We start from the raw sequence: 26,166 nt of genomic DNA, 5'->3' as shown, positions 1-26,166 counted from the left end.
GCGAGGCATTTCGGAGTTTACTGATCCAGAAACGACCGCATCTTGCGGCTGCGCGAGGGGTGCTTCAGCTTCCGTAGCGCCTTGGCCTCGATCTGGCGGATACGTTCGCGGGTCACCGAAAACTGCTGGCCGACTTCTTCCAGCGTGTGATCGGTGTTCATCCCGATCCCGAAGCGCATCCGCAGCACGCGTTCCTCGCGCGGGGTGAGGCTGGCGAGCACGCGGGTTACGGTTTCCTTGAGGTTCGCCTGAATTGCGGCATCCACGGGGATGATCGCGTTCTTGTCCTCGATGAAATCGCCCAGGTGGCTGTCTTCCTCGTCCCCGATCGGGGTTTCGAGGGAGATCGGCTCCTTGGCGATCTTCATCACCTTGCGCACCTTCTCCAAGGGCATGGAGAGGCGCTGCGCCATTTCCTCCGGGGTGGGCTCGCGGCCTTCTTCGTGCAGGAACTGGCGTGAGGTGCGCACCAGCTTGTTGATCGTCTCGATCATGTGGACGGGAATGCGGATAGTGCGCGCCTGATCGGCGATCGAGCGGGTGATCGCCTGCCGGATCCACCACGTCGCATAGGTGCTGAACTTGTAGCCGCGACGGTATTCGAACTTGTCGACCGCCTTCATCAACCCGATGTTGCCTTCCTGAATAAGATCAAGGAATTGCAGGCCACGGTTCGTATACTTTTTGGCAATCGAGATCACCAGCCGCAAGTTCGCCTCGACCATTTCCTTCTTGGCGATGCGTGCCTCGCGCTCGCCCTTCTGCACCATGTTGACGATGCGCCGGAACTCGGGGAGGCTCATGCCGGTCTGTGCGGCGATGTCGGCGATTTCGGAGCGGATGCGCTCGATCGCGTCTTCCTCGCGCTCCGCGAAGGCCGCCCACTTCTTGTCTTTCTTGGCGCGTTCCTTGATCCAGGCGTCGTCCATCTCGTTGCCGACATAGGCGTTGAGGAAGTCGACACGCTTGACCTTGTGACGCTCGGCCAAACGCAGCATCTGCCCGCCCAGCGTGGTCAGCCGGCGGTTGAAGGCGTAGAGATTGTCGACCAGAAATTCGATCTTGGTCGCATGGAACTGCACGCTTTCGACCTCGGCGGTGAGGTCTTCGCGAAGCTGCTCGTACTTGGCTTCCTTGGCGGGCGGAAAGGCGTTGCCCGCCGCGAGCGTATCGACGCGCTCGGCCTGGAGCTTCTCGAAGGCGTTGAACAGCGTGGTGATGCGCGCGAAACGCTCGAGCGCCTCGGGCTTCAGCGCGGCTTCCATCTGGGCGAGAGAGAGGGTGTTGTCCTCCTCCTCTTCCTCTTCGCGCTTGGGGCGGCCCTCGCCGTCCTCGTCATCGTCGCTGTCGGCTTCGGGCTCGTCCTCCACCTCGTCATCCTCGCGGATGGTCGGACCGGCGGTGGCTTCGGAGATTTCGTCGTCGTCATCATCCTCGGCGCCGTCGGCCATCTTCTCGGCCGGGGGCTCCTTGGAGAGCATGGCGTCGAGATCGAGGATCTCGCGCAGCTGCATGTCGCCGTTGTTGAGGGCTTCGGACCACTGGATGATCGCGTGGAAGGTGATCGGGCTTTCGCACAGGCCCATGATCATCATGTCGCGCCCGGCCTCGATGCGCTTGGCGATGGCGATTTCGCCTTCGCGGCTGAGCAGCTCGACCGCGCCCATCTCGCGCAGATACATGCGCACCGGATCATCGGTGCGCTCACCCGTGGCGAGTTTCTTGTTACCGGCGCGCGCGTCCTTGGCCGGGCCCTTGCGCTCGGCATCGTCGTCATCATCGTCGTCGTCGTCGGCTGCGACGATTTCTTCGGCCTCGTCCCCTTCGGCCTCGGCTTCGGCGTCCTCGTCGCTTTCGACGATCTGCACGCCCATTTCAGACAGAGCGGTCTGGATGTCCTCGATCTGATCGGGGCTCATCTCGCCCGAGGGCAGCGCTTCATTGAGCTCGTCATAGGTGACGTAGCCGCGCTTTTTCGCCTTGCTGATCAGTTTCTTGATCGAAGCCTCGTTGAGATCGATCAGCGGGGCGTCTTCCTTCTCGGCCATAAATCGTCACATTTTCCGTTCTGGGGTGCATCAGGCCCGAAGCGGTGCGCCTGCCACCCGTTAATCCCATTCCCGCCCGTCAGGCGGCATCATCACTCGTGCCGGCATCGAGGGCTTCCGGCGGTGCCGCCTTGCGACGACCGAAAGCCTTCAGACGCTCTTCGACTGCCAGGAGCTGTGCGCGCAGGCGGGTCTGTTCGGCAAACGATCCTTCCGGATCGCTGTCGAAACGCGCGATCGTGGCCGCAAGCGCAGCCTCAAGCGCCGGTCTTTCGACCAGCAGCGACACAGCTTCAGCCAGTTCCTCGCACGCAGCGCCGGGATCGTTGCCTTCATTGAGGAAGGCGTAGCGGATATCTGCCGGCGGGGCAGGTTGGCTTCCCGCGTTGCATATGGCGACAGGCCCGCGCGAATCAAGCGTTTCTGCAAGTTCGAACAACGATTCGATTCCCGGCGCGGCAGAAGGGTCATGCCGGGCGAGGGTGGAAAGCGCCTCGGCATGGCGCGCGATCTCTTGCGGAAACCGCGCCAGCCCGGCGAGAACCGCCGCCAGCAGGCTCTGCCGCTGGCCTCCTGCCATCATCCCCGTCAACTGCTCGCGCGCGCCGGCGCTGAGGCCTTGCGGCAGAGCGGGGCCGGGCCGCCAGCCACCACGCTGGCCGGGCTGGAATGCGGGGCGGCCCGGAGCACGGGGAGCGAGCGGCGGGTAGGCGAAGGCCGAAAAGCGCTCGGACAATTCGCGGCGGTAGAGGCTCTTTATCTCGGGATCGACAATGGTCTCGACATGGGCCATGAGCCGCGCCTTCAATCCCGCCTTGGCCTCGGGCGTGGCAAGGGGCTGGGCGTCGCGCTCGAATTCCCACAGCGTGTCGATCAACGGGGCGGGGCTGGCGAGCAGCTTTTCGATCGCCTGACGCCCTTGCGCCTTGATGAGATCGTCAGGGTCGAGCCCGGCGGGCAGACGCACGATGCTGAGCGAGCGCATCGGGGCGAGCAGCGGCAACGCGCGGGCAATGGCGCGCATCGCCGCGCGTTGCCCCGCCGCATCGCCATCAAAGCACAGCACCGGCACCTCGACCATCCGCCACAGCAGTTCGAGCTGCATCTCGGTGAGCGCCGTTCCCAGCGGCGCGACCGCATCGGCAATCCCCGCATTGGCGAGTGCGATCACGTCCATGTAGCCCTCGACCACCACCACCCGGCCCGACTGGCGCGCGGCGGGGGCGGCGCGGTGCAGGTTGTAGAGCGTGCGGCCCTTGTCGAAGAGTTCGGTGTCGGGGGAGTTCAGATATTTGGCGACGCCATCCCGCTTGTCGAGAATCCGCCCGCCGAAAGCGATCACCCGCCCGCGTGCGTCCTGAATGGGCAGCATCACACGGCCACGAAAGCGGTCGTAGCGTTCGCCCTGTTCGTTGGCGGCGCGCATCCCGGCGCCCTCGAGCATATCCTCGCCGAACTTTGCGAGGGCCTTCGGAAGCGCTTGCCGATCCTCGGGGGCCCAGCCGAAGCCGAATTCGCGGCAAATGGCGGGCGAAAACCCGCGCCGTTCGAGATATTCGCGCGCCGCCTTGCCGCTCGCTCCGGCAAGGCTCTCGACAAAGAATTTCTGCGCGGCCTCGGTGACATCGATCAGACTGGCGCGCTGCTCGGCGCGTTTGGCCATCTGCGGGTCGGGGGCGGGGACTTCCATCCCGGCCATCGCCGCCAACTCCTTGACCGCGTCCATGAATTGCAGCCCGGCATGATCGACCATCCAGCCGATCGCATCGCCATGCGCACCGCAGCCGAAGCAGTGGTAGAACTGCTTCTGGTCGTTGACGTAGAAGCTCGGGGTCTTCTCCTCGTGGAACGGGCAGCAACCCTTCCACTCCCGCCCCGCACGGGTGAGCTTCACCGAGCGCTGGACGAGCGTCGAGAGCGTGATCCGCGCACGCAACTCGTCGTTCCATTGCGGGGTGATGGCCATGCAGAGTTAGTGCCCCTCATGCGGGCGCGTGTCGAGGCGCTAAGGAACGCGGTTGTGCACCCCGTGTGGAAACAGGCCCGTTCGTGCTGAGCTTGTCGAAGCACCGCACTTCACTTCGGAAGGAAAAACGGCCGTTCGACAGGCTCAGGGCGAACGGGATTTTGTGAGAGTTACGAAAGCGCCGCCTTCACCAGCCCGCTCGCGAGCTTGCCGTCGAGCACCGCGCCGTGGCGCGCCTTCAGCTCGGCCATCACGGTGCCCATGTCCTTCATGCCCGACGCGCCGGTCTCGGCCTTGATCGCTTCGATCGCGGCGCGGGTGGCGGCCTCGTCCATCATCTGCGGCAGGAATTCCTCGATCACCGCGAGTTCGGCCTTTTCCTTGTCGGCCAACTCCTGCCGTCCGCCGCCTTCGTACATCTCGATCGATTCGCGGCGCTGCTTGGCCATCTTCTGGAGCACGCTGGTCACCAGCACATCATCGTCGGTGATGGGCGAGGCGGCGGTGCGTTCCTCGATGTCGCGGTCCTTGATCTTGGCGCTGATCTGGCGGAGCGCGGCGGTGCGGTCCTTCTCGCCCGCCTTCATCGCGGCGATGGTGGCGGCCTTGATATCGTCTCGGATCATTTTTCCGGTGTTTCCTGTGGATGGGGAGATTGGCCGCGCCCCTAACGCAAATATCGCGCTTCGCCTAGGTTGACGCGGGGGGTGCATGGCCCTAGCGGACGAAACTTAGCAACATCGCTGGCAACACCCTGCAAACGGAGCGCCCCATGGCCGACCCCGCAACTTTTCGCGCGCAACCTTCAGGCGCGACGGGAGTCCTCGTTCTGGCCGATGGAACGGTGATCTGGGGCCGCGGTTTCGGCGCGGCCGGGGCGAGCGTGGGTGAGGTGTGCTTCAACACCGCCATGACCGGCTATCAGGAGGTGATGACCGATCCCTCCTACGCCGCGCAGATCGTCACCTTCACCTTCCCGCATATCGGCAATGTCGGCGCGAATGGCGAGGACGTGGAGAGCCGCGTCGAAGGCGCCGTCGGCTGCGTGGTGCGCGAGGATGTGACCGAGCCCTCAAATTTCCGCTCGGCGGAACGCTTCGTCGAATGGATGACGCGCAATGGAAAGATCGGGCTTGCGGGCATCGACACCCGCGCGCTGACCCGCCGCATCCGCCAGAGCGGTGCGCCCAACGCGGTGATCGCGCACGCGCCTGACGGCAAGTTCGACCTCGATGCGCTGCTGAAGCGCGCGCAGGAGTGGCCCGGGCTGGAAGGCATGGACCTCGCGATCCGCGTCACCCGCGACAAGCACGAAGGCTGGGAGGGCGGCTACTGGACGCTCGGCAAGGGCTATGGCCGCGCGCCGTTTGACGCGAAGCCGCACGTCGTGGCGATCGACTATGGCTCCAAAGACAACATCTTCCGCAATCTGGTGAAAGCCGGCGCGCGGGTGACGGTGGTGCCGGCCAAGACCTCGTTCGACGAGGTGATGGCGCTGAAGCCCGACGGCGTGTTCCTCTCCAACGGCCCGGGCGACCCGGCGGCGACCGGCGAATATGCCGTGCCGGTGATCAAGGCGCTGCTCGACGCGGATGTGCCGCTGTTCGGCATCTGCCTCGGCCACCAGATGCTCGCGCTCGCCGCGGGCGCGAAGACGATCAAGATGCATCAGGGCCACCGCGGCGCGAACCATCCCGTCCAGCGCGTGGGCGAGGGCTGGGGGGAGACGTCGGGCCTCGTCGAGATCACCTCGATGAACCACGGCTTTGCGGTCGATGCGGCGACCTTGCCGGAGGGGGTGGAGCAGACCCATGTGTCGCTGTTCGACGGGACGAATTGCGGGATTGCCATCAAGGGCAAGCGGGCCTTCGCGGTGCAGTATCACCCTGAGGCCTCGCCGGGGCCGCAGGATAGCTTCTACCTGTTCGAGAAGTTTGTGGGGGGGCTGGAGTGAGGCGTCTCCTGCTCGGTATGGCTCTGGGCGCCGGGCTAGCGTCGCTGTCTTTCGTCGTCGGTTTGCAGATGACAAGGTCGGCGAACGATAGTTCATTTGTTCTCAGCACCCGCATCGGTGGAGAGAGTCAGTCCAAGCTAATTGGTGTGGCCGGCGCATGCGCCGGTCGTTTCCGAGCTGAAACCACGTCACACACCTTTGAAATCAGCTATTCCATAAGCGATCTGAGCACGGACGACATTGCTTGCCTGATCGAGAAATCCGGTCCGATCAGGCGAGATGTTTTCATTCGGAGACAGGCATGACTCCGCAGACCACGCTTTTGTTCAAGGCGAGTCATAATCCCCCTTCCCCTTGGGGAAGGGTTGGGGATGGGGGTTCGGCGGTGAGGGGGCAGGGCGTCGTTGCGTGCGCGGAGCACCCATCCCCAACCCCTTCCCTCAAGGGAAGGGGCTCAAGTGCGCTCATTCCGCGCAATCGCAATCTCTTGCGCGATCACCGTGAGCACGCCGTCGATGTTCCCCAGCACTTCGTTATTCCAGAAACGGATCACGCGGTAGCCGTGGGCTTCGATGATGCGCGTGCGGTTCGCGTCGGTCGAGCTTTCGGAATGCTGTCCGCCGTCGAGTTCAATGGCGAGACGCAAGCTCCGGCAGGCGAAGTCGGCGATGAAGTTGCCGATGGGAAACTGCCGGGTGAACTTCGCGCCCTCGAACCGGCTCGCCCGGAGGTGAAGCCACAGGCGCTGTTCCGCTTCGGTCGCATTGTTGCGCAAGTTTCGCGCAAGGCTGGTCAGTCGCTTTTCCGCCATCGTGGTACACCCATCCCCAACCCCTTCCCTCAAGGGAAGGGGCTACAAGTAGCGAAGTTGAGCTAAATGCCCAAAAGAACCGACATCTCCTCGATCCTCGTCATTGGCGCCGGGCCCATCATCATCGGGCAGGCGTGCGAGTTCGATTACTCCGGCACGCAGGCGATCAAGGCGTTGAAGGAGGAGGGCTACCGCGTCATCCTCGTCAACTCGAACCCGGCGACGATCATGACCGATCCAGAGTTCGCCGATGCGACCTATATCGAGCCGATCACGCCCGAGATCGTCGCCAAGATCATCGCCAAGGAACGCCCCGATGCGCTGCTGCCGACGATGGGCGGGCAGACCGCATTGAACTGCGCGCTCAAGCTCGACGAGATGGGCGTGCTCGCCGAATACGGCGTCGAGATGATCGGGGCCAAGGCCGACGCCATCGACAAGGCCGAGAACCGCCAGCGGTTCCGCGAGGCCATGGATGCGATCGGGCTCGAATCCGCGCGCTCGGGCGTTGCCAACACGGTCGAGGAAGCCTTCGTCATTCTCGAACGCACCGGCCTGCCCTCGATCATCCGCCCCTCCTTCACCCTCGGCGGCACCGGCGGGGGCATTGCCTATAACAAGGCCGAATTCGAGAAGATCGTGCGCGAAGGCCTCGACGCCTCGCCCACCACCGAAGTCCTGATCGAGGAATCGCTCCTCGGGTGGAAGGAGTTCGAGATGGAGGTGGTGCGCGACCGCAAGGACAACGCGATCATCGTCTGTTCGATCGAGAATGTCGATCCGATGGGGGTCCACACCGGCGACAGCATCACCGTCGCCCCGGCGCTGACGCTGACCGACAAGGAATACCAGATCATGCGCAACGCGAGCATCGCGTGCCTGCGCGAGATCGGGGTGGAGACCGGCGGCTCCAACGTCCAGTTCGCGGTCAATCCCAAGGACGGGCGGCTGATCGTGATCGAGATGAACCCGCGCGTCTCGCGCTCCTCGGCGCTGGCGTCGAAGGCGACGGGCTTCCCCATCGCCCGCGTCGCGGCGAAGCTGGCGGTCGGCTACACGCTCGACGAGCTCACCAACGAAATCACCGGCGCGACCCCTGCGAGTTTCGAGCCGACCATCGACTACGTCGTCACCAAGATCCCGCGCTTCGCCTTCGAGAAGTTCAAGGGCGCGGCCAATGACCTTTCGACCGCAATGAAGAGCGTGGGCGAGGTCATGGCGATCGGGCGCAATTTCCAGGAATCGATGCAGAAGGCGCTGCGCGGACTCGAAACCGGGCTCGACGGGTTCAATCGCGTGGTCGAGCTGGAAGGCCAGCCGCGCGACGTGATCACCGCCGCTCTGTCGCGCCGCACACCCGACCGGCTGCTCAAGGTCGCGCAAGCCTTCCGCGAGGGGCTGTCGGTCGAAGATATCGCCGCTGTCACCTTCTACGACCCGTGGTTCCTGCGCCAGATCGAAGCGATCATCGCCGCGGAGGCCGAGGTGCAGAAGGACGGCCTCCCGCGCGATGCCGCCGGATTGCGCCGCCTGAAGGCGATGGGCTTCTCCGACAAGCGCCTCGCGACGCTGGCGGTGCGTTCGGTCGGTGTGGCGGGCGGGCTGGGCGAGACCCAAGCCAAGCGTTCGGGCCTGCTCCATGATGCGCTCGTGGCGATGGCCGGGGCCACCAGCGCCAGTGAAGTGCGCGCCCTGCGCCACAAGCTCGGCGTGCTGCCGGTGTTCAAGCGCATCGACAGCTGCGCCGCCGAGTTCGAGGCGATCACGCCCTACATGTATTCGACCTACGAGGCCCCGACCTTCGGCGAGCCCGAGTGCGAGGCCATGCCCAGCGACCGGCGCAAGATCGTCATCCTCGGCGGCGGACCAAACCGGATCGGGCAGGGGATCGAGTTCGATTATTGCTGCGTCCACGCCTGTTTCGCCCTCGCGGAACAGGGCTTCGAGACGATCATGGTCAACTGCAACCCGGAGACGGTCTCGACCGATTACGACACCTCCGACCGCCTCTATTTCGAGCCGCTGACCGATGAGGATGTGCTGGAAATCCTGCGGGTGGAACAGCAGAGCGGCGAGCTGGTGGGCGTGATCGTGCAATTCGGCGGACAGACTCCGCTGAAGCTGGCGCAGGCGCTGGAGGATGCGGGCATCCCGATCCTCGGCACGTCTCCCGACGCGATCGACCTCGCCGAAGACCGCGAGCGGTTTGCCAAGCTGGTGAGCAAGCTGAAGCTGAAGCAGCCCGACAACGGCATCGCCCGCAGCCGTGACGAGGCCGCCGCGGTGGCCGCGCGCATCGGCTATCCCGTGCTGCTGCGCCCGTCCTACGTGCTTGGTGGCCGGGCGATGGAGATCGTCGACAGCGAAGCGCAGCTCGACAATTACATCGCCACCGCGGTCAACGTGTCGGGCGACAGCCCGGTGCTGATCGACCAATACCTGCGCGATGCGATCGAATGCGATGTCGATGCGCTGTGCGATGGCACCGAGGTGCGGGTCGCGGGCGTGATGCAGCATATCGAGGAGGCCGGGGTGCACTCGGGCGATTCGGCCTGCACCCTGCCGCCCTATTCGCTCCCCGCAGAGGTGATCGCCGAGATGGAACGGCAGGCCGAGGCGCTGGCGCACGCGCTCAGCGTCGTCGGCCTGATGAATATCCAGTTCGCGGTGAAGGATGGCGAGGTTTATCTCATCGAGGTCAACCCGCGCGCCAGTCGCACCGTGCCATTCGTCGCCAAGGCGATCGGGCAACCCGTGGCCAAGATCGCCGCGCGGGTGATGGCGGGTGAGAAGCTCGCCGATTTCCCGCCGTTCAAGCGCGATCTGCCCTACATGGCGGTCAAGGAAGCGGTCTTCCCCTTCGCGCGCTTCCCCGGCGCGGACCCGGTGCTGAGTCCCGAAATGAAGTCGACCGGCGAAGTGATGGGGATCGACGCCACCTTCGAAGCCGCCTTCCTCAAGTCGCAGCTGGGCGCAGGCATGGTGCCCCCGCAGTCGGGGACGGTCTTCGTCAGCGTCAAGAACACCGACAAGGCGACTATCGTTCCGGCGGTCAAGCGCCTGATTGACCACGGTTTCCGCGTGATCGCCACCGGCGGCACGCAGAGCTACCTTGCCGAACGCGGGCTCGCGGTCGAGCATGTCAACAAGGTGGCCGAGGGCCAGCCGCATATCGTCGACAAGATCATCGACGGCGAAATCGCGCTGATCTTCAACACCACCGAAGGCTGGCAATCGCTGCTGGACAGCAAATCGATCCGTCAGGCGGCCTTGGCGGGGAAGGTTCCCTACTACACCACCGCCGCCGGTTCGCTGGCCGCCGCGATGGCGATTTCGGCGATTCGGCCCGAGTCGCTTGAAGTCCGCAGCCTGCAGGACTATTATGGAAACTGACTGACACTTCCCCCACAGTTCGAAAGTCTCCGGCGCCGCAAGGATTTTACGGCGCAGCGGGCTTTCTTTCCCGGTTCGGGGGAGTGGCGGGGGCAACAGACAGAAAGACACGGATAATGGCGACGATGGAAAAGGTCCCGATGCTGGCCGAGGGTTACGAGCGGCTGACCGCCGACCTCAAGGTGCTGCGCGAGGAACGCCCGAAGATCGTCGAGGCGATCGAGGAGGCGCGCGCGCACGGCGATCTTTCGGAAAACGCCGAATACCACGCCGCCAAGGAGCGTCAGGGCCAGGTCGAAGCCATGATCGGCGAGATCGAGAGCATGGTCAGCCGCGCGCAGATCATCGATCCCACCACGCTGTCGGGCGACAAGATCATCTTCGGCGCGACCGTCACCCTGCTCGACGAGGACGACAAACCGGTGCGCTACCAGATCGTCGGCCAGACCGAGGCGGATGCGAACAAGGGCCGCATCTCCTACTCCTCGCCGCTCGCGCGCGCGCTGATCGGCAAGCAGGTGGGTGACGAGATCGAGGTGACCGTGCCTTCGGGCGAGAAGTTCTACCTCGTCGACAAGATCGAGTTCATTTGAGGCCGCGGTAAGGGCATGGCGCTCCCGCCTGTCCGACCTCTGGCCGAGCGCAAGGTCGCCGCGGATTTCCTCGCGGCGGGTGCGGTCAGCATGGCCGATGCTATCCCCTATGCCCCTACGCGCCCAAGCCGCCGGCGTGCTTTCGAACGCCTGAAAGGTGCCGACGTGCTGCGCACCGACGGGCACGGGCGTTATTGGCTCGACGAGGAGCGCTGGCAGGGCCGCCGTTCGGACCGCCGGACGAAGGCGATTGTCGCGCTGCTCGCCGTGGGCGTGGCCGCTGCGGTCGCGGCGCTGCGCTGAGGGCGCGCCTCAGTCGAGCCGCTTTTCCATCGCGTAATTGTGGATCGGAACCGGAGCGTCTTTCGGCCCGATGGTGAAGTCGCGCCGGCGCAGCAGGACGTAACCGGCCTTCGCAAAAACGGGCCGGGCGAGTTCGCTGGCTTCGGTATAAAGGCGCGTTAATCGGGCGGCACGGGCATGGCGTTCCGCTGCGGCTAATACCTGCAAGGCCAGTCCGCGCCCGGCATGGTCGGGGTGACAATAGAGCATGTCCAGATGCCCGTCCGGTTCGAGCAGGGCAAAGGCGAGCGGGCGGTCAGCCGCGTCAACGGCAAGGAAGTATTCCGATCCCGCCCGTGCCCGCGATCTGAACCGTTCGGGCACAGGGTGAGGCGCGACCCAGGCCGCGATCTGTTCAGGGGTGTAGGCGCGTGAGCCAATGTCGCGGATCGACGCTTCGGTCAGCGCAGCCAACGCCTCGGCATCGTTTTCGCGGAACGGGCGGATGGTCACGTCCATGTCGCCCGCCCCCATGTCAGTCTTCCGGCGTCAGCAGCTTGTGGATGTGGACCACCACATACTTCATCTCGGCATCGTCGACCGTGCGCTGCGCCTGCGCGCGCCATGCGTCGACAGCTGCGTCGTAGGAGCTGTAGACGCCGACGACGTGAATGCTTTCCGGGTCCTGGAACTCGATCCCGCGCGGATCCTTGACGCGGCCGCCCATCACGAGGTGGAGCCGCTGGGTGGGGGTGGTTTCTGCCATGTGACTTGCCCTTGGGGAGGAAGGATGCGCGGGCCTTTAGCGGCCCCAGCGCCAAGGGCAAGTCTCTAGCAGCTTCGTAATGGCGTCAGACCTTGGCCTTGCGCCGCAGATCACGCACCGCGCCGGTCGTGGCACTGCGTGCCTTGCGGGCCAGCGCCCGGGTGCTGTCGGCGGCCGAGCTTGCCGCATCGACGGCGTTGTGGCCGAGCTTTTTCGCCTGCGTCCCCGCCGTGTCGCCCAATGCCTCGGCACGGTCCTGCGCAGCACGTGCGCCTTCGACCGCCTCGTCGAGCAGCTTCATGATATAGGCCATCGCCGTATCGCCGATCAGGTCGCTGAAGCGCGAAGGGCTGCGCGAAGCGAGGCCGCGGGCGCGGCGCGATACGCTCGAGGATGCGTCGGAGATTGCATCACTGGCGTTGTGATAGGCTCTGCTCGCCATTCGCCGGCCGGGACGGGTCAGAAGACCGATCACCACACCGGCAGCGAGTGCGCCGCCGATCACGGTCAGGGGATTGGCGCGGGTGTAGTCGATTGCCGCGTCAGCCGCCGCGCGCGCCTGATCGGCAAGGGTGCGGTCGGCATTGCGGCGTTCGGCGGCTTCGATCCGGGCACGCAGGGAGTCGCGCTTGTCGATGGGGGTAAGGTCGGTCATCAAAGGTCTCCTTGAGGCGCGGGAGCGGGAGGCTCGGCGGCGTCCTCTTCATTATCGTCGGTTTCTTCCAGTCGGTCTTCAAGCCAGCCAAAGATCGGCTCGCGCGCCAGCCATAGGATCAACGCCCCGACAAGCAGCGCGATCAGGCCCTTGCGCTCGCCCGCCTGCGTGCGGATTTCGGTGAGCACATCCTCCGCCCCGCTGCGCAGGCGTTCGGAGATGGTGCTGGTCACTCCCAAGGACACACGGCTTGCGATACCCTCCTGCGAGAGACTTTCGCGCAACCGGTCGACATCCTCGGAAAGGACCGCGCGGGCGGCGTCACGGATCGCACGATCTTCGATGAAGCGCGGCGGTAGAAGCGTCATCCCGGCTCTCCATCATCGAACATCGCGCCCACCACCTTGCTGTCTCGCAGAGCCAGCCGCAGCAGGATCACAACGCCGAGCAGCATCACGCCGACCACGATCGCAATCGCACCCCAGATCGTGACATAGGGCGCCAGGGCGATCACGACTCCCACCGCCAAGGCGATCAGAGCGATATGCAGCAGCACCAGCGCGAGGCCGAAAAAGCCGAGCGCGCGGGCGCTGTGCTTGCCTGCCAGCGTTGCGCGGGTTTTCTGATAGGCGAGCTCGGCCTCGACATAATTGCGCGCGTCATCAACCAGGGCGCCGACATCGTCGCGCAGGGCGGTGAAGCTGTTGCCCTCGTCGTTCACCGGGGGAGGGGCGGTGCCGACCGGGGGCACAACAGCCTCGGGCGGCACAGCAAAGCCGGGATCGGTATCAGCCATGAGACAGGCTTTCCCCCAGCGTCAGCGCTTCGATCCGCCCAGCATCCGTGCAAGGAAAAAGCCCACGATGGCAGCGATGCCGACCGCAGTGGCCGGGCTCTTGCGGATGGCGGTGCGCGCATCTTCGCCGAGTTCCTCGACGCTCTTGGCTTCAAGCTTGGCCGAGGTTTCCTGCAACGTGCGCGCGGCCTTGCGGGCGTAGTCGCCATATTGCTCGCCGAGCTTTTCATCGATCTGCGGGGCGGTGTCGCCCACAACCTTGCCGAGCGAGGCAATCGCATCGGTCGCGACCTGCTTGCCCTCGACGGCGAGTTCGCCTGCCTTGCCGATCGCCTGGTTGCCGTAGGTCTTGGCTTCGGCGACGAAATCGTTGCCCTTGCCCTTGGCCTGCCCGCTGACGGTGCTGATGCGGTTCTCCGCCTCGGTGCGAAGGGCTGCGGCACCGGCCTTGGCTTCCTCAAGCGCGGCGTTGAAACGGCTCTTGGCTTCGGCAACCGGGGCGCTTGTGCCGCTGGGCGCGATGGCGGGCGCATCGGCGCCCTTGCCGACGGCGCCCGTCTTCAGCGACGCAGCCTTGGCCGGAGCCTTCTTCGCAGTGGCAGCGCCACCTTTGGCCGGGCTCGAAGCGGTCTTGCGGGCCTTGGGAGTGGCCGCGCCGTTGGTGATGTCATTTGCCATTGTCATGCTCTCATCAGCTGTGTGTAGGTATACATGATCAAGTGTGCTTGCGCGGCATTGTTCCAGAGAATAGGGCCCTGACAGCCGCGAGACACCCGGAATCATGGCGGTGTGTCTTAGCAAGCTACAACACAATTCTGCCGGAGCCAAACATGACCGCGATCATCGACATCCACGGCCGCGAAATTCTCGACAGCCGCGGCAATCCGACCGTCGAAGTGGACGTGCTGCTCGATGATGGCAGTTTCGGCCGCGCGGCAGTGCCCTCGGGCGCGTCGACCGGGGCGCACGAGGCGGTGGAACTGCGCGATGGCGATACGGCGCGCTATCTCGGCAAGGGCGTGCTCAAGGCGGTTGAGGCGGTCAACACCGAGATCCGCGAGCTGCTCACCGACAATTTCGATGCCGAGGACCAGCGCGATATCGACTTGGCGCTGATCGCGCTCGACGACACGCCGAACAAGGCGCGACTGGGCGCGAACGCGATCCTCGGCACCTCGCTCGCGGTCGCCAAGGCGGCGGCCAATGCGCGCGGCTTGCCGCTCTATTCCTATCTCGGCGGGGTCTCGGCTCACATGCTCCCCGTGCCGATGATGAACATCATCAACGGCGGCGAGCATGCCGACAATCCGATCGACATTCAGGAATTCATGATCATGCCGGTCGGCGCGGACTCGATTGCCGAAGCGGTGCGCTGGGGCGCTGAAGTGTTTCACACGCTGAAAAAGGGCCTCCACCAGAAGGGCCTCGCGACCAGCGTGGGCGACGAAGGCGGCTTCGCACCCGATCTCGCCAGCACACGCGCCGCGCTCGATTTCATCATGGAGTCGGTCGCCAAGGCCGGCTTCACGCCGGGCGAGGACATCGTGCTGGCGCTGGACTGCGCCGCCACCGAATTCTTCAGGAACGGCAAGTATGAGATCAGCGGCGAGGGCCTGAGCCTTACCCCGCAGGAAATGGCCGATTACCTCGGCAAGCTCTGCGCCGATTACCCGATCCGCTCGATCGAGGACGGCATGAGCGAGGACGATTTCGAGGGCTGGGCCGCGCTGACCGGTCTGCTGGGCGAGAAGGTGCAGCTGGTGGGCGACGACCTGTTCGTCACCAACCCCGCGCGCCTGTCCGACGGCATCGGCCGCGGGCTCGCCAATTCGCTGCTGGTCAAGGTCAACCAGATCGGCACGCTGACCGAAACGCTCGCCGCCGTCGATATGGCGCACCGCGCGCGTTATACCTGCGTGATGAGCCATCGTTCGGGCGAAACCGAGGATGCGACCATCGCCGACCTCGCGGTCGCGACCAACTGCGGCCAGATCAAGACCGGCAGCCTCGCGCGGTCGGACCGGCTTGCCAAGTACAATCAGCTGATCCGCATCGAGGAAGAGCTGGGGGACAGCGCGGCCTATGCCGGGCGGGCCTGCTTCGGCGCGCGCGCCTAGTCCTTTTCGGCCGCGTCGAAAAACCGTTCCATCGCCGTGCACCCGGCCGTGGTGAGGCGCACCATCACGCGGCGATTGTCCTCGGGATCGGGTTCGCGCAGGATCAGGCCTTCGTCGGCCAGCACGCCGAGCCAGCGCAGCCCGGTGGTGGCCGGTGCGGCCGATCCGATGCAAGCGCTCGAGACCGAAACGCTCTTCCCCTCGGCCCGGGCGATGAACAGGTCGAGCAGGATGTCCCACGCGGGCTCGCCGAACAGGTCGGGATTGCCGAAGATCGCCCCGCGCTTGCGCCGCAGCGCATAGGCCTTGCGTGCCAAGGCGAGGTGACTGTGCGAGGGGCGCTGCGCGCTGCGTGGCTCGCGCGGGGACTGCTCGGTGCCCGAACCTTCAGTGCCCCCCTCGGTGGCAGCAAGCCGCAGCCGCACGGCAATCGCCATCAACTCGTCGGCAAGCGGATTGATGATCGCCGCCGTCTCGGCAGGCCGTTCACCATCGAGCGGTCGTGAAGTTTCGTGTGATATGTCGCCCATTCCTGCATCCTCGGGATCACCGCAAGGCATTGCCCTGAGGCATATCCATAGCAGGAGTCATAGGCAGCTTGCCCTACGCTGGCTTTACGGGGAAATACGCAGGTGTCTATTTTCTATGGGGAAAATCAATCGTTCCGGTCGCTCTCCTGGCGGTCGCACAGATCGCGGCGCAGTTGCTGGATGGCCGTATCGACATGGGCCGCCGCGATATGCGCACCCATGCCGTCCAGCGCGGCCAACTGCGCTTCGAGCGCGGCCAGAATGGTTTGCGCGCCGCCATCACACGGCACCGCGGGAGAAAGAGTGTTCAAGGCTAGATCCCAACTTCGCATCATCAACATTGCTAGCCGCCCAACATCGTGAGCGACAGCGGAAGCTGGTCGGATATCGCGTTAATGCCTTACGGAAATCTACAGAGGAAAACTACGTAGCCGCAGGGCCGTCCCGTATCGGCACGACCCTTGCGCCAATCGTCAAGCGAAGCGGTCTTGCAGTGCCAGCAGCGCCAATGCCGCCTTGGCCGCTTCCCCGCCCTTGTCCTTCTGTGCGGGGTCGGCGCGGACCAGCGCCTGCGCCTCGTTTTCGACCGTGAGAATGCCGTTGCCGATGGCGATGCCGTCCATCGTGAGCGCCATGATCGCGCGCGCGCTTTCGCCCGCGACGATCTCGAAATGATAGGTCTCGCCGCGGATCACGACGCCGATGGCGACGAAGCCATCATAGCGATCGGCTTCGGCAGCGAGCGCGATCGCGCCCGGTATTTCCAGCGCGCCGGGGACGGTCAGCACCTCGACCTTGTGACCTTCCGCTTCCAGCGCGGCGCGCGCGCCGGCGATCAGCATGTCGTTAAGGTGACCATAGAAGCGCGCTTCGACGATAAGGATGTCGGCCATGGGTGATTACTCCGGAATGGGGTGGAAATCGGTGATGGTCAGGCCATAGCCTTCGAGCGCGACCAGATCGGGGCGACTGTTCGACAGCAGCACCATAGTGCTGACCCCCAGATCGACAAGGATCTGTGAACCGATGCCGATATTGCGCAGCTCCTCGTCGGGGCGCCATTCGCCGGTGCCGACGCGGCCCGTAAGGATCACGATCACGCCCGAGCCGTGTTCCCCGATCGCCTGCATCGCGCGCTGGAGCGTGCGCTTGCGCGGCCCCGGAGCGCCCAGCACATCGTCGAACACCGAAATCGGGTGGACGCGAGCGAGGGTGGGCTCGCCGGGGATCACGTGGCCTTTTTGCAGAACATAGGCCTCGTTGCCCTCGATCCGGTTGCGATAGGTGATCATCCGCCACTGCCCGCCATAGTCCGAGGTGAAGGCGCGCTCCGACAGGCGTTCGACCAGATGATCGTTGCGCATCCGGTAGGCGATGAGGTCGCGGATCGTGCCGATCTTGAGATCGTGCTTGCGCGCGAAAGTGATCAGGTCGTCGAGCCGGGCCATGGTCCCGTCCTCGTTCATGATCTCGCAGATCACGCCGCTCGGGTTGAGGCCCGCAAGCCGCGAAATATCGACCGCCGCCTCTGTATGCCCGGCGCGCACCAGCGTACCGCCGTCGCGCGCCATCAGCGGGAAGACGTGGCCGGGCGTGACGAGGTCGTCCGCCCCCTTGGCCGCGTCGATCGCGACCGAGATGGTGCGCGCGCGGTCCGCCGCCGAGATGCCGGTGGTGACGCCTTCCTTCGCCTCGATCGAGATGGTGAAGGCGGTCTGCATCGATTCCTTGTTGTTGCGGCTCATCGGGGTGAGACCGAGGTGATCGACGCGCTCCTTGGTGAGCGCAAGGCAGATCAGCCCGCGGCCATGCGTGGCCATGAAGTTGATCGCCTGCGGGGTCGCCATCTGCGCGGGGATGATGAGATCGCCCTCGTTCTCGCGATCCTCGTCGTCGACGAGGATATACATGCGGCCGTTTCGCGCCTCGTCGATGATCTCCTCGATCGTGGCGAGCACGGGCTTGTCGGCATTAGCCGCCAGAAAGGTTTCAAGCTTGGCGAGAGTTTCGGCGGTCGGGTTCCAGCTCTCCTCGGTGCAATCACGCAAGGTGTTGGCGTGCAGCCCGGCGGCGCGGGCGAGCCCGGCCTTGGTCATGGTGCCAGATGTGACGAGATCGCGAACGCGTGTGATGAGTGATGTGTTCATGGGTGGCCATTATCACATCAACGTGTGATTTCAATCCAGCTAGGCATTGGAGGTTACACCTTGTGCCAGATTCGAATTTGAGCGAACATCTGCCGAAGCGCTGCGGCAACAGCGTGAGGGGGTGAAAATGGATCCGACAGTCATCAAACAGCTCGGGCTGCAATCCTGCACGGTCGACAATATCCGCATCATGCGCGGTCAAGTTATCCGGTTGCAGGGCATCCGCGCGATGATATGGGCGAATATCCGGGAGGCCGAGCGGGCAAAGACGAGCGCTGCGCTGGTCAACAGTGTCCTGTTCGGGTTGCAGATGGTCAAAGCAACCTGCGATGTTGTAATAGGTGTGGCAGGCGAATGGCTTCCAGTTGCGACCGGCGTCAGTACAGTCTATTCTGGCATCACGCCAAACGCCGAAAATGTCGGCAAACTAGCCTCGGGGCAGGATATTGGTTGGGCGGACTTCGGTAAAGGCGGTGTCGCAGGACTGAACGCGATCGTAAAGCAGCGGCTCGGTGTCGACTCTCCCCTTGCCGACTTCGCCGATCTCAACAAAGTCAAAGCCGACATCGTGATCAACGCGACAGCGATGGATGAACAGGCTCTCGTTTCAAGTCTTGTCGATTATGGCGTTGTATTGAGTTCGTGGGCCGCCAAAGAGGCCGGCCGACAATCGCTCGGTAGGGCGATCAAGAGTGTTGACGAGGCTAGAAAGGCCTCGCTCGCCTATCACGCGGCCTACAAGGAGTGGCGCGATGGCGATATGGACGGCACCTTCGACGCCGGGATCAAGATGGCGAACCAGCAACTCATCACGATCACCAATAAAATACAGACGCTCGAAAGCCATCTGTCCATGTGCGGCGACGAAATGCCGAAGTTTCAGCCCTCGTCGATCAAGCTACTCACAGACAACGTCACCGGGCCAGCGCTGCGGTTGGGACGCTGAAACAATCTTAGCTCAAACGAGGGGGGATGGTGGACGCACTAGGGCTCGAACCTAGGACCCGCTGATTAAGAGCTGCAATCAGAGGGTCCTAGCGTGTCCACATGGGTCCAAAAACGGCGGAAATCTGCGATTCATAGTCCGCATTGTTCTTGATATGTTCGCAAGTATCCAGTACAAAAAGCTACCTAAGGTAGCAGGTGCATATGGCGAACAAAGTTGGTTTGACGGACGCTCGGATTGCAGGCTTGAAGGCTCCTGTCACCGGGCAAATTGAGCTTGCTGACCGCATCGTGACCGGGCTCCGGCTTCGAATGGGTGCGAGCGGCATCAAGACGTACATCTTGCGTAAGCGCGTTCAAGGCAAATGGTTGAACGTCACGATCGGGCGACATAGCCCGAGCTTCACGCTTGCCAATGCTCGGCGTAAGGCACGGGATCTCCTGGTCGATGTTGAGCAGGGCAAGAACATCGCCAGAAAGCCAGGCGCGAAGAGGAAGGGATCGAAGGGCGTCGGGACGGTCGCTGAGCTCTACGAGATTTATCTGTCTCAGCAGATCGAGGGCAAAAAGCGGAGCGCGAAGGAGTTCGACCGGGTTTTCCGGAAGTACATCGAACCCGAGCTGGGTGACCGTCTCGCGGATTCCATCACTCGAAGCGACGTGAGCCGCTTTGTCGAGAAGATTGCATTCGAGCGGGGCAAGGAAACCCTGACGATGGCGCGCATCGTGTATCGCCATCTTTCGACTTTCTACACTTGGGCACTCACCAGACTCGAGCATTTGCCAGCCAATCCTTGCCGGGACGCATGGCGTCCGAAGCGAAGTGAGCCTCGCGACCGCGTACTCAGCGATCGAGAGCTCGCGGCCCTGTGGCAAGCCGCTGTCGAGGATGGCTATCCGTTTGGTCATCTTGTGCAAATGCTTGTTCTCACAGCCCAGCGCCGGGGAGAGGTGCTCGACGCCACTTGCGACGAGTTCGATTTCAAGGCGAAGGTTTGGACCGTCCCGGGAGACAGAGCGAAAAACGGCAAGGCGAATGTGGTGCCGCTGTCGGCGCAGGCCCTTGCAGTGGTCACCGACATCTTTGCGGCCGCGGGGATCGCCCCTGACGACGCGCACAAGCAATCCCAAATTCTGTTGGCATCCAAGGTCACCAACACGAACAGTGTTAGCGGACTGTCAAAGGCCTGGAAGCGGATTAGGGCAAGCGTGGACGAGAAGCTCGGCTATGAGGCCGGTCATTTCACCATGCACGATATTCGCCGGACGGTGGCAACTGGCCTTCAGCGTCTCGGGATCCCTCTGGTGGTTTCGGAAGCCGTCCTTAATCACCAGTCTGGATCAGCTATGGCTGGTGTGGCGGGAGTCTACCATCGGCACCAGTACACCAACGAAAAGCGCGAGGCGCTTGCGCTATGGGGCAGGGAGGTTTTGCAGATCGCCGCCAAATACCCTCCGCAACAGGATCAGGATGGCTGACCTGTCACTCACGGAAACAGCACCTTCTCCAGCGCTTCGGCCAGTTCGCGCCGCTTGCCGACGGAGAGGCTGTCGAGGTTGCGCTGTTTCCACAGGACCGCGGGCAGGTTCTGCGCTTCGGCGATGCCCAGCAGATCCCAGTCAGGCTCTCCCCGTTTGAAGCTGCGAAGAAAGCGTCTGTGCTCCTCCGGCATGTCGACGACCATCGCGACGATGATCGCCTCTCGCGCGGCTTCAAGCTCGGCAAGCTCGACCGGCTCCTGCGTCATTCCGGCAAAGCCACGCGTGAACTCATCGTACAGCGGCTTGCGCGCCGGGGCGAGGATTTCCGCCATCGGGCGGTTGTGGCTGGCGAGGTAGACAAGGAAGGCGCGGCGCAGCGCGTCCGTGACACGTTCGTTGGCCAGGAGCTCGCGCACATCGAAAAGATCGCGGGGATGCTGGCGGTCGAGCGCCGCCACGATCTTGCCCGCGTAGAGGTCGGCGAAGGACACGACCTGAATCTCGGCGAAGCCGAAGGCATCTTCGACGGCGGGCGTCACGCCGGTGACGACGGGATCATAAACGGTGCCGCGCAGTACGGGGGTCACCTCGATCTTGATTTGCACGTCCCCTGCGCGGACGATCAACTTGGTGACGATGTTCTCGCCGGCCGAGCGTGAGGCATGGACCCGCGCACCGCGTATGCCCTTCTCGATCCGCTTCTCGATGCGCAGCATGGCGGCGTCGGTCGCGGCGAGCGAGGCGGCGCGATCCTCGACCGGCAGATAGGTGAGGTCGATGTCGACCGAGAGGCGTGGCAGGTCGCGCACGAACAGGTTGATCGCTGTGCCGCCCTTGAGGGCAAAGACTCTTTCCTCAGCAACGAACGGGAGAACGCGGATGAGAAGGGCGACCTGTTGCCGGTAGTTGTCGAGAAAAGCCATGGCGATCAGTGCGCCTCGAGATCGGCGGGAACGGTGATCTGGTAGCGCGGGTTCAGCCTGCCGTCTTTGACGAGGACGCGCTTGCCCGCGCCAAGATCGAGGCGCGAGGTATCGAGACGCGAGCGCCACGCATGGCGGTGGCGGTCGGCGAAGAACAGGAAGAGCCGCTTCACCTTGACGCTGGTGCAGGATTCAAGAAGTGTTTGAAGGCGGCGCGGGCTCAAGTCGCTCATGCCTTCCATCAGGGCATCGACCTGATGGAAACTCTCGTGCCCGGGGAGTTCGTCGAGCATTTCGAGAACCGCACGCTCCTTGCTGGAATAGCGTAGAGGCAAGGTCTGGCCAGCGGCGCCCGCCATGACAGGGCTGGGCTCGGGCGGCGCATCGGCATCGCCGGGAAACAGCCGTAGGCTGTTGTGCCAGTGGAAAACGACATCGAGCGGCAAGCTGGCAAGCCAGGTTGGCGGGCGCTTCGGCCCGTAGAGGTGAACTTCGCGCATCGAAGCCGACAGGTAATGGGCATAGCCCTGCTGTTCGAGCGCGGTGCGCCCGCCCACGGTCAGGGGCAGGTCGAGAACGGACTGGAGCGAGACAATGGTCTGCTGCCATGTCAGCGGGGTGCGCGCGCGGCGATAGACGCGCCGCGCGGGACTGGTGAGCCAACCGGCGCGAACATACTGGCTGCGCAGGGATGATGAATAGCCGTGGGCTTCCATCCATGCCGCATCGGCAAGGAGTCCCTCGGGGAGTTCCTGCTGGAGGCGGTTTAACTTATGATCGGAACGCATAGCCATCCTTAGCATTTTGCCGGATTCATAAACCGATGTCGAGTTTATAAATTCCAGTTTTTGCAAAGCCTAACTTGGCGTTTCGTGCGATCCGTAAACCTATCAACCCTATTCACCGCACATTATGCGGTGAATAGGGTGATATTCGCCGCAAACCGGCCGGAAGGCCGGGGGCACGTCAGCGCCCTCGGCCTCCGCTGGATACAAGCTGAAGGCGGTCGAAGTGTTCGACCGCAAGGTTCCGCTCGTGGCGTTAGCGTGGCACCGTCCGGCTTGATCTGTTGTCATGTTTGACTACACATTGCCGCGATGGCTGACCCAGACAATTCATGCGAGCTGGTGTACGGCTCGGGCAATGTCTTCGCCGATTTCGGCGTGCCCGATGCGGGCTTGCGCCAGCTGCGCGCGATCCTCGCCGCCGAAATCATCAAGGCGCTCGATGCCGAAGGGCTGAGCGTGCGCGAGGCCGGGGAGCGCACCGGCGTGGCGGCGGCGGATTTCTCGCGCATTCGTCAGGTCAGGCTCGACCGCTTCACCATCGACCGGCTGCTGCGGATTCTCGACCGGCTCGATCGGGATGTCCGGGTGGAGATTGCGGTGACGCCGCGCGCATCCGGCTAGGCTGACTCCGTCGCCGCAGGACGTCTGATCCCTTTGCCAGGGCTTCTGGCGGTATGTGCCTTGAACACCCCCGGAAAACCCGGGACGCTTCAGGCTGCCGCTCAACCTGACGAAGGTCGTCAATGGTGACTAAGCGATCGCCATGGCTTCAGCTGAAGCCATGGCCAGCTACGCCAATTATCAAATGCACTTGAACGATCGCTACGCCAATATGGATTTTTGACGGCGAACCTAGAAGGACACCGCCACTAAGGCGGCCTCACTGCGTAGAGGCTCCTTGGGGAACTCGTCCCACGTTTGGCCATCGAGCGTCCGGCCAGTCTTCTTCTTGTTGACGCCACCCCATTGTTTGAAATGGAAGGCCACATCGGCGGACTGGCACTGGTCGCGTATCGATCGCACCCAGCTTGGGTCCATCGGTCTTGCGCCTGGGCCGCTCTCACCCCCCGCGATGACCCAGTCGATGCCCTGGAGGTTCATATTTTCGAGCGGTCCAAGCAGGGGCTCTAAGCTCAGAAACTTGATTGCCCCCTCGGTCCGGCGAAGGTGGTCGATGCGATAAAGATAGTCTGCATTTTCGACGCTGACCCCCATCCAGACATTGTCCGGCCAATCCAACTTGGGAGCGAGCTCTTCAAGCCGCTCCGCGCGCTTTGTCAGAATCTGATAACTGTGCTGCGGCGTTGCTGCCATCGTTTCGAAAACGCGTTGGACAAATTCGAGCGGCACTTCGTCGTGGAACAGGTCTGACATTGAGTTGACGAAGATCATGCGACCTGTCCGCCACGTCGCTGGCAATTTCAGGCTTTCGTCGTCTACACGAACGACGCCGTTCCACTTCGGCCGACGGCCAGACATGCGAGTGGTGCCAGCGTATTTCGGCTGGCCCATGGCTTCGAGCCGTCGCGCCATCCGCATGGCGTAGCAGTTTGTGCAGCCTGGTGAGATCACATCGCAGCCTACAACTGGGTTCCATGTGGCCTCAGTCCACTCGATCGATGAATTCGTTGCCATGTTCAGCCCCCTTCCTTGAACTGGATCTTCACATGGTCGGGGTAAGTGCCTTTACGACGTGTCCCTTTCGTCGAATACGCCGATACCCTGTCTGCAGCCTCCAAAGCACTTAGCGCCTCGCGATAATTCTTTCGGATGTATGGCTTGCCGACGCTGTGCCGCTCATAGATTTCCGTGAGCGAAAGCGTCTGTCCTGCAAAATCTTCCAGCAGCATTTCCTTCAGCTTCGACATCGGTTGGGCAAGAGAAAACAAGAGCGGCATTGAGGCATCAGCCGGGGAATAGGTGAGCGACGGAACGCCTTCGTCTAGCGTTGAGCTTTCCGCAGCCATGATATCCTTCATAATCTCATAGCCCTTGAAGTGCTTTGAGACGAAAATCAGCTTGTGCGAGGTCCGCGTGCCCTCGCTGTTCCGGAATGTGAATGGCAGCACATACTTGCCTCCGAGTGACTGAATTTCGTTGGCTAGCTCTTCCAGGATGGCAGCTTCTCGCAACTCTGGCGTCAAACCGGACAACCTTGCCCTTAGAGCATCCGCACGCTCCTCTCCGAACAGTGCATCCATATGCTTCTTCACGCCGGGATTGTTGATGCCCGCGTTGATCCGATTGTAGTTGAAGAAAAAGACACAGTCGCAGCCCCAGTCTTTAATGACACCTTGGACAATCCGCAACGACAGGCCCTTGTATCCGAAAGGATCGACGAACGAGAACGACGGGACAAGCCGTGTTTCGTTGAAATAGGTGGCGGCATCATCATCAACCTCTCCGCACGTGACGACAGGCTTGTGCTTGAGCTTGTCGATGCCCGGCAGCTTGTCGATTTCTGTCTGAAGTGTTGAGACGTTATCTTTCTTTCCGTCGTTGAAATACGAGGTCAGCATCTGCGACATCTGCGGATGATTGATGGCCGTTTGCAGCACGAGCAGGGGTGTAGAGGCAGCGCCGTCTCTGTAGCGGCCTGGGCCTGCATAGAGATCCATGTACGCGATCTTCTCGCCTCGCTTCGCTACCGTTGGCATGACGACCTGCGCCCAGGTGGAGAAGTACTTGTTCACGATGCGGGCTTTGACCTCAGACTGGTCAGTCCGCTCTTCGAAGAACTTCTGGTTCGTCATGCTTCTACGTTGCCCCACTTGAGATTCTGGATCACATAGAACAAAATACGAACAAGGGCAATTTGATTGTCTTTTGAATGGGGAAAGCCTTTCAGTCCCCCGTAGGGCAGGGCGGGTGGAACGAAGTGAGCGCACCTCATAGGGGCGGCTCGATCACCAGCGGCTCATGCTGGGAGGTTCTCCAACTCGGCGCGAAATATCCGCCGCAGGAGAATCAGGAAGGCTGACTGTCCGCGCCAATCCAGTCGGCGCGTAGGCGATCGATCCCTGCAACGACGCCATCGACGATCACCTTCGAGCCGATGAGATCGGCGGCATCTTCCTCGCTTTCGACAATCCAGACCTCGTCTGTTTTCGTGGTCCGGATCATCCCGCGCCTGCCGCGGCTCAGCATTCCTGACACGGGTATTCGACCGGAACTCACCACTACCCCCCTGTTCAGAAGCGCCAATGACGCAGCACATCGCGCACATAGGCCGGTGTCTCGCCATTGCGTGGGATACCGCCCGCTCGCTCGACGGCGCCAGGGCCTGCATTGTAAGCGGCGAGGGCCAGATGCACTACCCCGAACTTGTCGAGCATCTGACGCAGATACTTCGCCGCGCCGAAGAGGTTCGCTGCGGGATCGAAGCGATTTGGCACGCCAAGGTCGCGCGCGGTCCCCGGCATCAACTGACCCAGGCCAGCGGCACCAGCCTTGCTGATCGCCAGGGGGTTATACCGCGATTCCGTCCATACCAGGGCGTCGAGAAGGCCAATTGGCAGCGAGTATTGAGCCTCCGCTGCATAGACATGGGGAAGGTAGCTTGCCCGTCGAAAGCCCGATGGGCCGGTGCCTTCGGGCTTCGCATAGCGATAGGGGAGGTAGGTCCTGCCCGCTTCGAGAACCGGAGCGCCGGACGAAGCTGCCAGGGACTGTCGCCAGATCCCATGTTCGACCAGTTGGAAACCGTTCGCTCCCTCGGCCACACGGAAGCCGTCAGATCGGATCTCGTGTACAGTGGCCTCAGGGGCAGCCTCCATTTGCGCGTGAGCCGGGACGACGAACGCCCATCCCGTCACCGCCGCTGCGATCGTTGCCCATCTCAGTCTCATTTCCGGATTCCTCTATGGCCGAATCGGGTAAGAACATATATAGAACATTGCATGTAGGAAAATGTATTGTCGGCGACGCAGAGCGGAGGCTGCGCGGGTGGAGGCATGTCACGAAGGAGATG

At 63.2% G+C, this 26,166-nt stretch carries 29 protein-coding genes; 9 read left to right on the top strand and 20 right to left on the bottom strand.

Annotated features, from left to right (window positions below):
* Positions 1-17: 17 nt before the first annotated feature.
* The 3 genes from rpoD to E2E27_RS12330 all read right to left on the bottom strand — a co-directional run bounded on the left by rpoD (position 18) and on the right by E2E27_RS12330 (position 4,640).
* The gene (rpoD, locus tag E2E27_RS12340) at positions 18-2,048 is read right to left on the bottom strand and encodes an RNA polymerase sigma factor RpoD (protein WP_141459558.1); all 2,031 of its coding nucleotides are present in this window, start codon (positions 2,046-2,048) and stop codon (positions 18-20) included.
* Between the two features lie 79 nt (positions 2,049-2,127).
* Positions 2,128-4,014, bottom strand: a complete 1,887-nt coding sequence (dnaG, locus tag E2E27_RS12335; RefSeq protein ID WP_141459556.1) for a DNA primase — start codon at positions 4,012-4,014, stop codon at positions 2,128-2,130.
* A gap of 170 nt (positions 4,015-4,184) precedes the next feature.
* Positions 4,185-4,640: a GatB/YqeY domain-containing protein gene (locus E2E27_RS12330; RefSeq protein WP_141459554.1), complete on the bottom strand. Its 456-nt coding sequence runs from the start codon at positions 4,638-4,640 to the stop codon at positions 4,185-4,187.
* Between the two features lie 146 nt (positions 4,641-4,786).
* Between E2E27_RS12330 and carA the strand changes: the two genes are divergently transcribed.
* Together carA and E2E27_RS12320 are read left to right on the top strand one after the other, a co-directional pair.
* A complete protein-coding gene (gene carA, locus E2E27_RS12325) occupies positions 4,787-5,968 on the top strand; it encodes a glutamine-hydrolyzing carbamoyl-phosphate synthase small subunit (protein ID WP_141459552.1) in 1,182 nt (393 codons plus the stop codon).
* A 17-nt stretch (positions 5,969-5,985) separates the two neighbouring features.
* Complete coding sequence (locus tag E2E27_RS12320; RefSeq protein WP_141459550.1) at positions 5,986-6,273, top strand: hypothetical protein; 288 nt, start codon at positions 5,986-5,988, stop codon at positions 6,271-6,273.
* A 149-nt stretch (positions 6,274-6,422) separates the two neighbouring features.
* Here E2E27_RS12320 and E2E27_RS12315 read toward each other — a convergent pair whose 3' ends face one another.
* Complete coding sequence (locus E2E27_RS12315) at positions 6,423-6,779, bottom strand: endonuclease domain-containing protein (RefSeq protein WP_141459548.1); 357 nt, start codon at positions 6,777-6,779, stop codon at positions 6,423-6,425.
* Positions 6,780-6,845: 66 nt separating this feature from the next.
* Between E2E27_RS12315 and carB the strand changes: the two genes are divergently transcribed.
* The 3 genes from carB to E2E27_RS12300 all read left to right on the top strand — a co-directional run bounded on the left by carB (position 6,846) and on the right by E2E27_RS12300 (position 11,068).
* Entirely contained in the window at positions 6,846-10,172 is a 3,327-nt protein-coding gene (gene carB / locus E2E27_RS12310) for a carbamoyl-phosphate synthase large subunit (protein WP_141459546.1), read from the top strand.
* Between the two features lie 116 nt (positions 10,173-10,288).
* Complete coding sequence (gene greA, locus E2E27_RS12305) at positions 10,289-10,765, top strand: transcription elongation factor GreA (RefSeq protein WP_141459544.1); 477 nt, start codon at positions 10,289-10,291, stop codon at positions 10,763-10,765.
* 15 nt (positions 10,766-10,780) lie between these two features.
* Positions 10,781-11,068: a hypothetical protein gene (locus E2E27_RS12300; protein ID WP_141459542.1), complete on the top strand. Its 288-nt coding sequence runs from the start codon at positions 10,781-10,783 to the stop codon at positions 11,066-11,068.
* A 9-nt stretch (positions 11,069-11,077) separates the two neighbouring features.
* Here the strand turns inward: E2E27_RS12300 and E2E27_RS12295 are convergent, their stop codons facing one another.
* The 6 genes from E2E27_RS12295 to E2E27_RS12270 all read right to left on the bottom strand — a co-directional run bounded on the left by E2E27_RS12295 (position 11,078) and on the right by E2E27_RS12270 (position 13,948).
* Positions 11,078-11,566, bottom strand: coding sequence for a GNAT family N-acetyltransferase (locus tag E2E27_RS12295; RefSeq protein WP_141461860.1), 489 nt, complete (start codon positions 11,564-11,566; stop codon positions 11,078-11,080).
* Positions 11,567-11,582: 16 nt separating this feature from the next.
* Positions 11,583-11,813 (bottom strand): DUF4170 domain-containing protein, encoded by a 231-nt coding sequence (locus tag E2E27_RS12290; RefSeq protein WP_069310170.1) that lies wholly within the window; start codon positions 11,811-11,813, stop codon positions 11,583-11,585.
* A gap of 85 nt (positions 11,814-11,898) precedes the next feature.
* Positions 11,899-12,468 (bottom strand): hypothetical protein, encoded by a 570-nt coding sequence (locus E2E27_RS12285; RefSeq protein ID WP_141459540.1) that lies wholly within the window; start codon positions 12,466-12,468, stop codon positions 11,899-11,901.
* Complete coding sequence (locus E2E27_RS12280; RefSeq protein WP_141459538.1) at positions 12,468-12,836, bottom strand: hypothetical protein; 369 nt, start codon at positions 12,834-12,836, stop codon at positions 12,468-12,470. Before E2E27_RS12280 ends, E2E27_RS12285 begins: the two co-directional genes overlap by 1 nt.
* Positions 12,833-13,264 carry a phage holin family protein gene (locus E2E27_RS12275; protein WP_141459536.1) on the bottom strand — a complete coding sequence of 144 codons (432 nt, stop codon included), beginning with the start codon at positions 13,262-13,264 and terminating at the stop codon, positions 12,833-12,835. The genes E2E27_RS12280 and E2E27_RS12275 overlap by 4 nt, the downstream gene beginning before the upstream one ends.
* Positions 13,265-13,285: 21 nt before the next feature.
* On the bottom strand, positions 13,286-13,948 hold the full coding sequence (locus tag E2E27_RS12270; protein ID WP_234036047.1) for a hypothetical protein: 663 nt from the start codon (positions 13,946-13,948) through the stop codon (positions 13,286-13,288).
* A 146-nt stretch (positions 13,949-14,094) separates the two neighbouring features.
* On the opposite strand from E2E27_RS12270, the gene eno reads away from it, so the two are divergent.
* Complete coding sequence (gene eno / locus E2E27_RS12265) at positions 14,095-15,381, top strand: phosphopyruvate hydratase (RefSeq protein WP_141459534.1); 1,287 nt, start codon at positions 14,095-14,097, stop codon at positions 15,379-15,381.
* On the opposite strand, the gene E2E27_RS18765 is transcribed toward eno, so the two are convergent.
* From E2E27_RS18765 to ribB, 4 genes are all read right to left on the bottom strand, one after another.
* Positions 15,378-15,911, bottom strand: a complete 534-nt coding sequence (locus tag E2E27_RS18765; protein WP_181443433.1) for a MarR family winged helix-turn-helix transcriptional regulator — start codon at positions 15,909-15,911, stop codon at positions 15,378-15,380. The genes eno and E2E27_RS18765 overlap by 4 nt on opposite strands.
* A gap of 125 nt (positions 15,912-16,036) precedes the next feature.
* On the bottom strand, positions 16,037-16,222 hold the full coding sequence (locus tag E2E27_RS12255) for a hypothetical protein (protein ID WP_141459532.1): 186 nt from the start codon (positions 16,220-16,222) through the stop codon (positions 16,037-16,039).
* 162 nt (positions 16,223-16,384) lie between these two features.
* Positions 16,385-16,804 (bottom strand): 6,7-dimethyl-8-ribityllumazine synthase, encoded by a 420-nt coding sequence (ribH, locus tag E2E27_RS12250; RefSeq protein WP_141459530.1) that lies wholly within the window; start codon positions 16,802-16,804, stop codon positions 16,385-16,387.
* A 6-nt stretch (positions 16,805-16,810) separates the two neighbouring features.
* Positions 16,811-18,058: a 3,4-dihydroxy-2-butanone-4-phosphate synthase gene (ribB, locus tag E2E27_RS12245; RefSeq protein ID WP_141459528.1), complete on the bottom strand. Its 1,248-nt coding sequence runs from the start codon at positions 18,056-18,058 to the stop codon at positions 16,811-16,813.
* A gap of 127 nt (positions 18,059-18,185) precedes the next feature.
* Between ribB and E2E27_RS12240 the strand changes: the two genes are divergently transcribed.
* Complete coding sequence (locus E2E27_RS12240; protein WP_141459526.1) at positions 18,186-19,004, top strand: hypothetical protein; 819 nt, start codon at positions 18,186-18,188, stop codon at positions 19,002-19,004.
* A gap of 203 nt (positions 19,005-19,207) precedes the next feature.
* A complete protein-coding gene (locus E2E27_RS12235; RefSeq protein ID WP_141459524.1) occupies positions 19,208-20,482 on the top strand; it encodes a tyrosine-type recombinase/integrase in 1,275 nt (424 codons plus the stop codon).
* A gap of 8 nt (positions 20,483-20,490) precedes the next feature.
* Here E2E27_RS12235 and E2E27_RS12230 read toward each other — a convergent pair whose 3' ends face one another.
* Positions 20,491-21,408, bottom strand: a complete 918-nt coding sequence (locus tag E2E27_RS12230; RefSeq protein ID WP_181443432.1) for a nucleotidyl transferase AbiEii/AbiGii toxin family protein — start codon at positions 21,406-21,408, stop codon at positions 20,491-20,493.
* A gap of 5 nt (positions 21,409-21,413) precedes the next feature.
* Positions 21,414-22,196, bottom strand: a complete 783-nt coding sequence (locus E2E27_RS12225) for a type IV toxin-antitoxin system AbiEi family antitoxin (RefSeq protein WP_234036046.1) — start codon at positions 22,194-22,196, stop codon at positions 21,414-21,416.
* A gap of 309 nt (positions 22,197-22,505) precedes the next feature.
* On the opposite strand from E2E27_RS12225, the gene E2E27_RS12220 reads away from it, so the two are divergent.
* Positions 22,506-22,817, top strand: a complete 312-nt coding sequence (locus E2E27_RS12220; protein ID WP_141459520.1) for a helix-turn-helix domain-containing protein — start codon at positions 22,506-22,508, stop codon at positions 22,815-22,817.
* Between the two features lie 231 nt (positions 22,818-23,048).
* Here E2E27_RS12220 and E2E27_RS12215 read toward each other — a convergent pair whose 3' ends face one another.
* The 4 genes from E2E27_RS12215 to E2E27_RS12205 all read right to left on the bottom strand — a co-directional run bounded on the left by E2E27_RS12215 (position 23,049) and on the right by E2E27_RS12205 (position 26,044).
* Entirely contained in the window at positions 23,049-23,831 is a 783-nt protein-coding gene (locus E2E27_RS12215; protein ID WP_141459519.1) for a DUF5131 family protein, read from the bottom strand.
* Positions 23,832-23,833: 2 nt separating this feature from the next.
* Positions 23,834-24,949: a three-Cys-motif partner protein TcmP gene (locus E2E27_RS12210; protein ID WP_141459517.1), complete on the bottom strand. Its 1,116-nt coding sequence runs from the start codon at positions 24,947-24,949 to the stop codon at positions 23,834-23,836.
* A gap of 214 nt (positions 24,950-25,163) precedes the next feature.
* Positions 25,164-25,319 carry a DUF5818 domain-containing protein gene (locus E2E27_RS18760; protein WP_181443431.1) on the bottom strand — a complete coding sequence of 52 codons (156 nt, stop codon included), beginning with the start codon at positions 25,317-25,319 and terminating at the stop codon, positions 25,164-25,166.
* A gap of 68 nt (positions 25,320-25,387) precedes the next feature.
* On the bottom strand, positions 25,388-26,044 hold the full coding sequence (locus E2E27_RS12205; RefSeq protein ID WP_141459515.1) for a lytic transglycosylase domain-containing protein: 657 nt from the start codon (positions 26,042-26,044) through the stop codon (positions 25,388-25,390).
* Positions 26,045-26,166: the final 122 nt, after the last annotated feature.

This window comes from Porphyrobacter sp. YT40, from assembly GCF_006542605.1.
Classification (GTDB): domain Bacteria; phylum Pseudomonadota; class Alphaproteobacteria; order Sphingomonadales; family Sphingomonadaceae; genus Erythrobacter.
The sequence above is the reverse complement of the archived record's forward strand: the minus strand, read 5'-3'. Positions and strand labels throughout refer to the sequence as shown.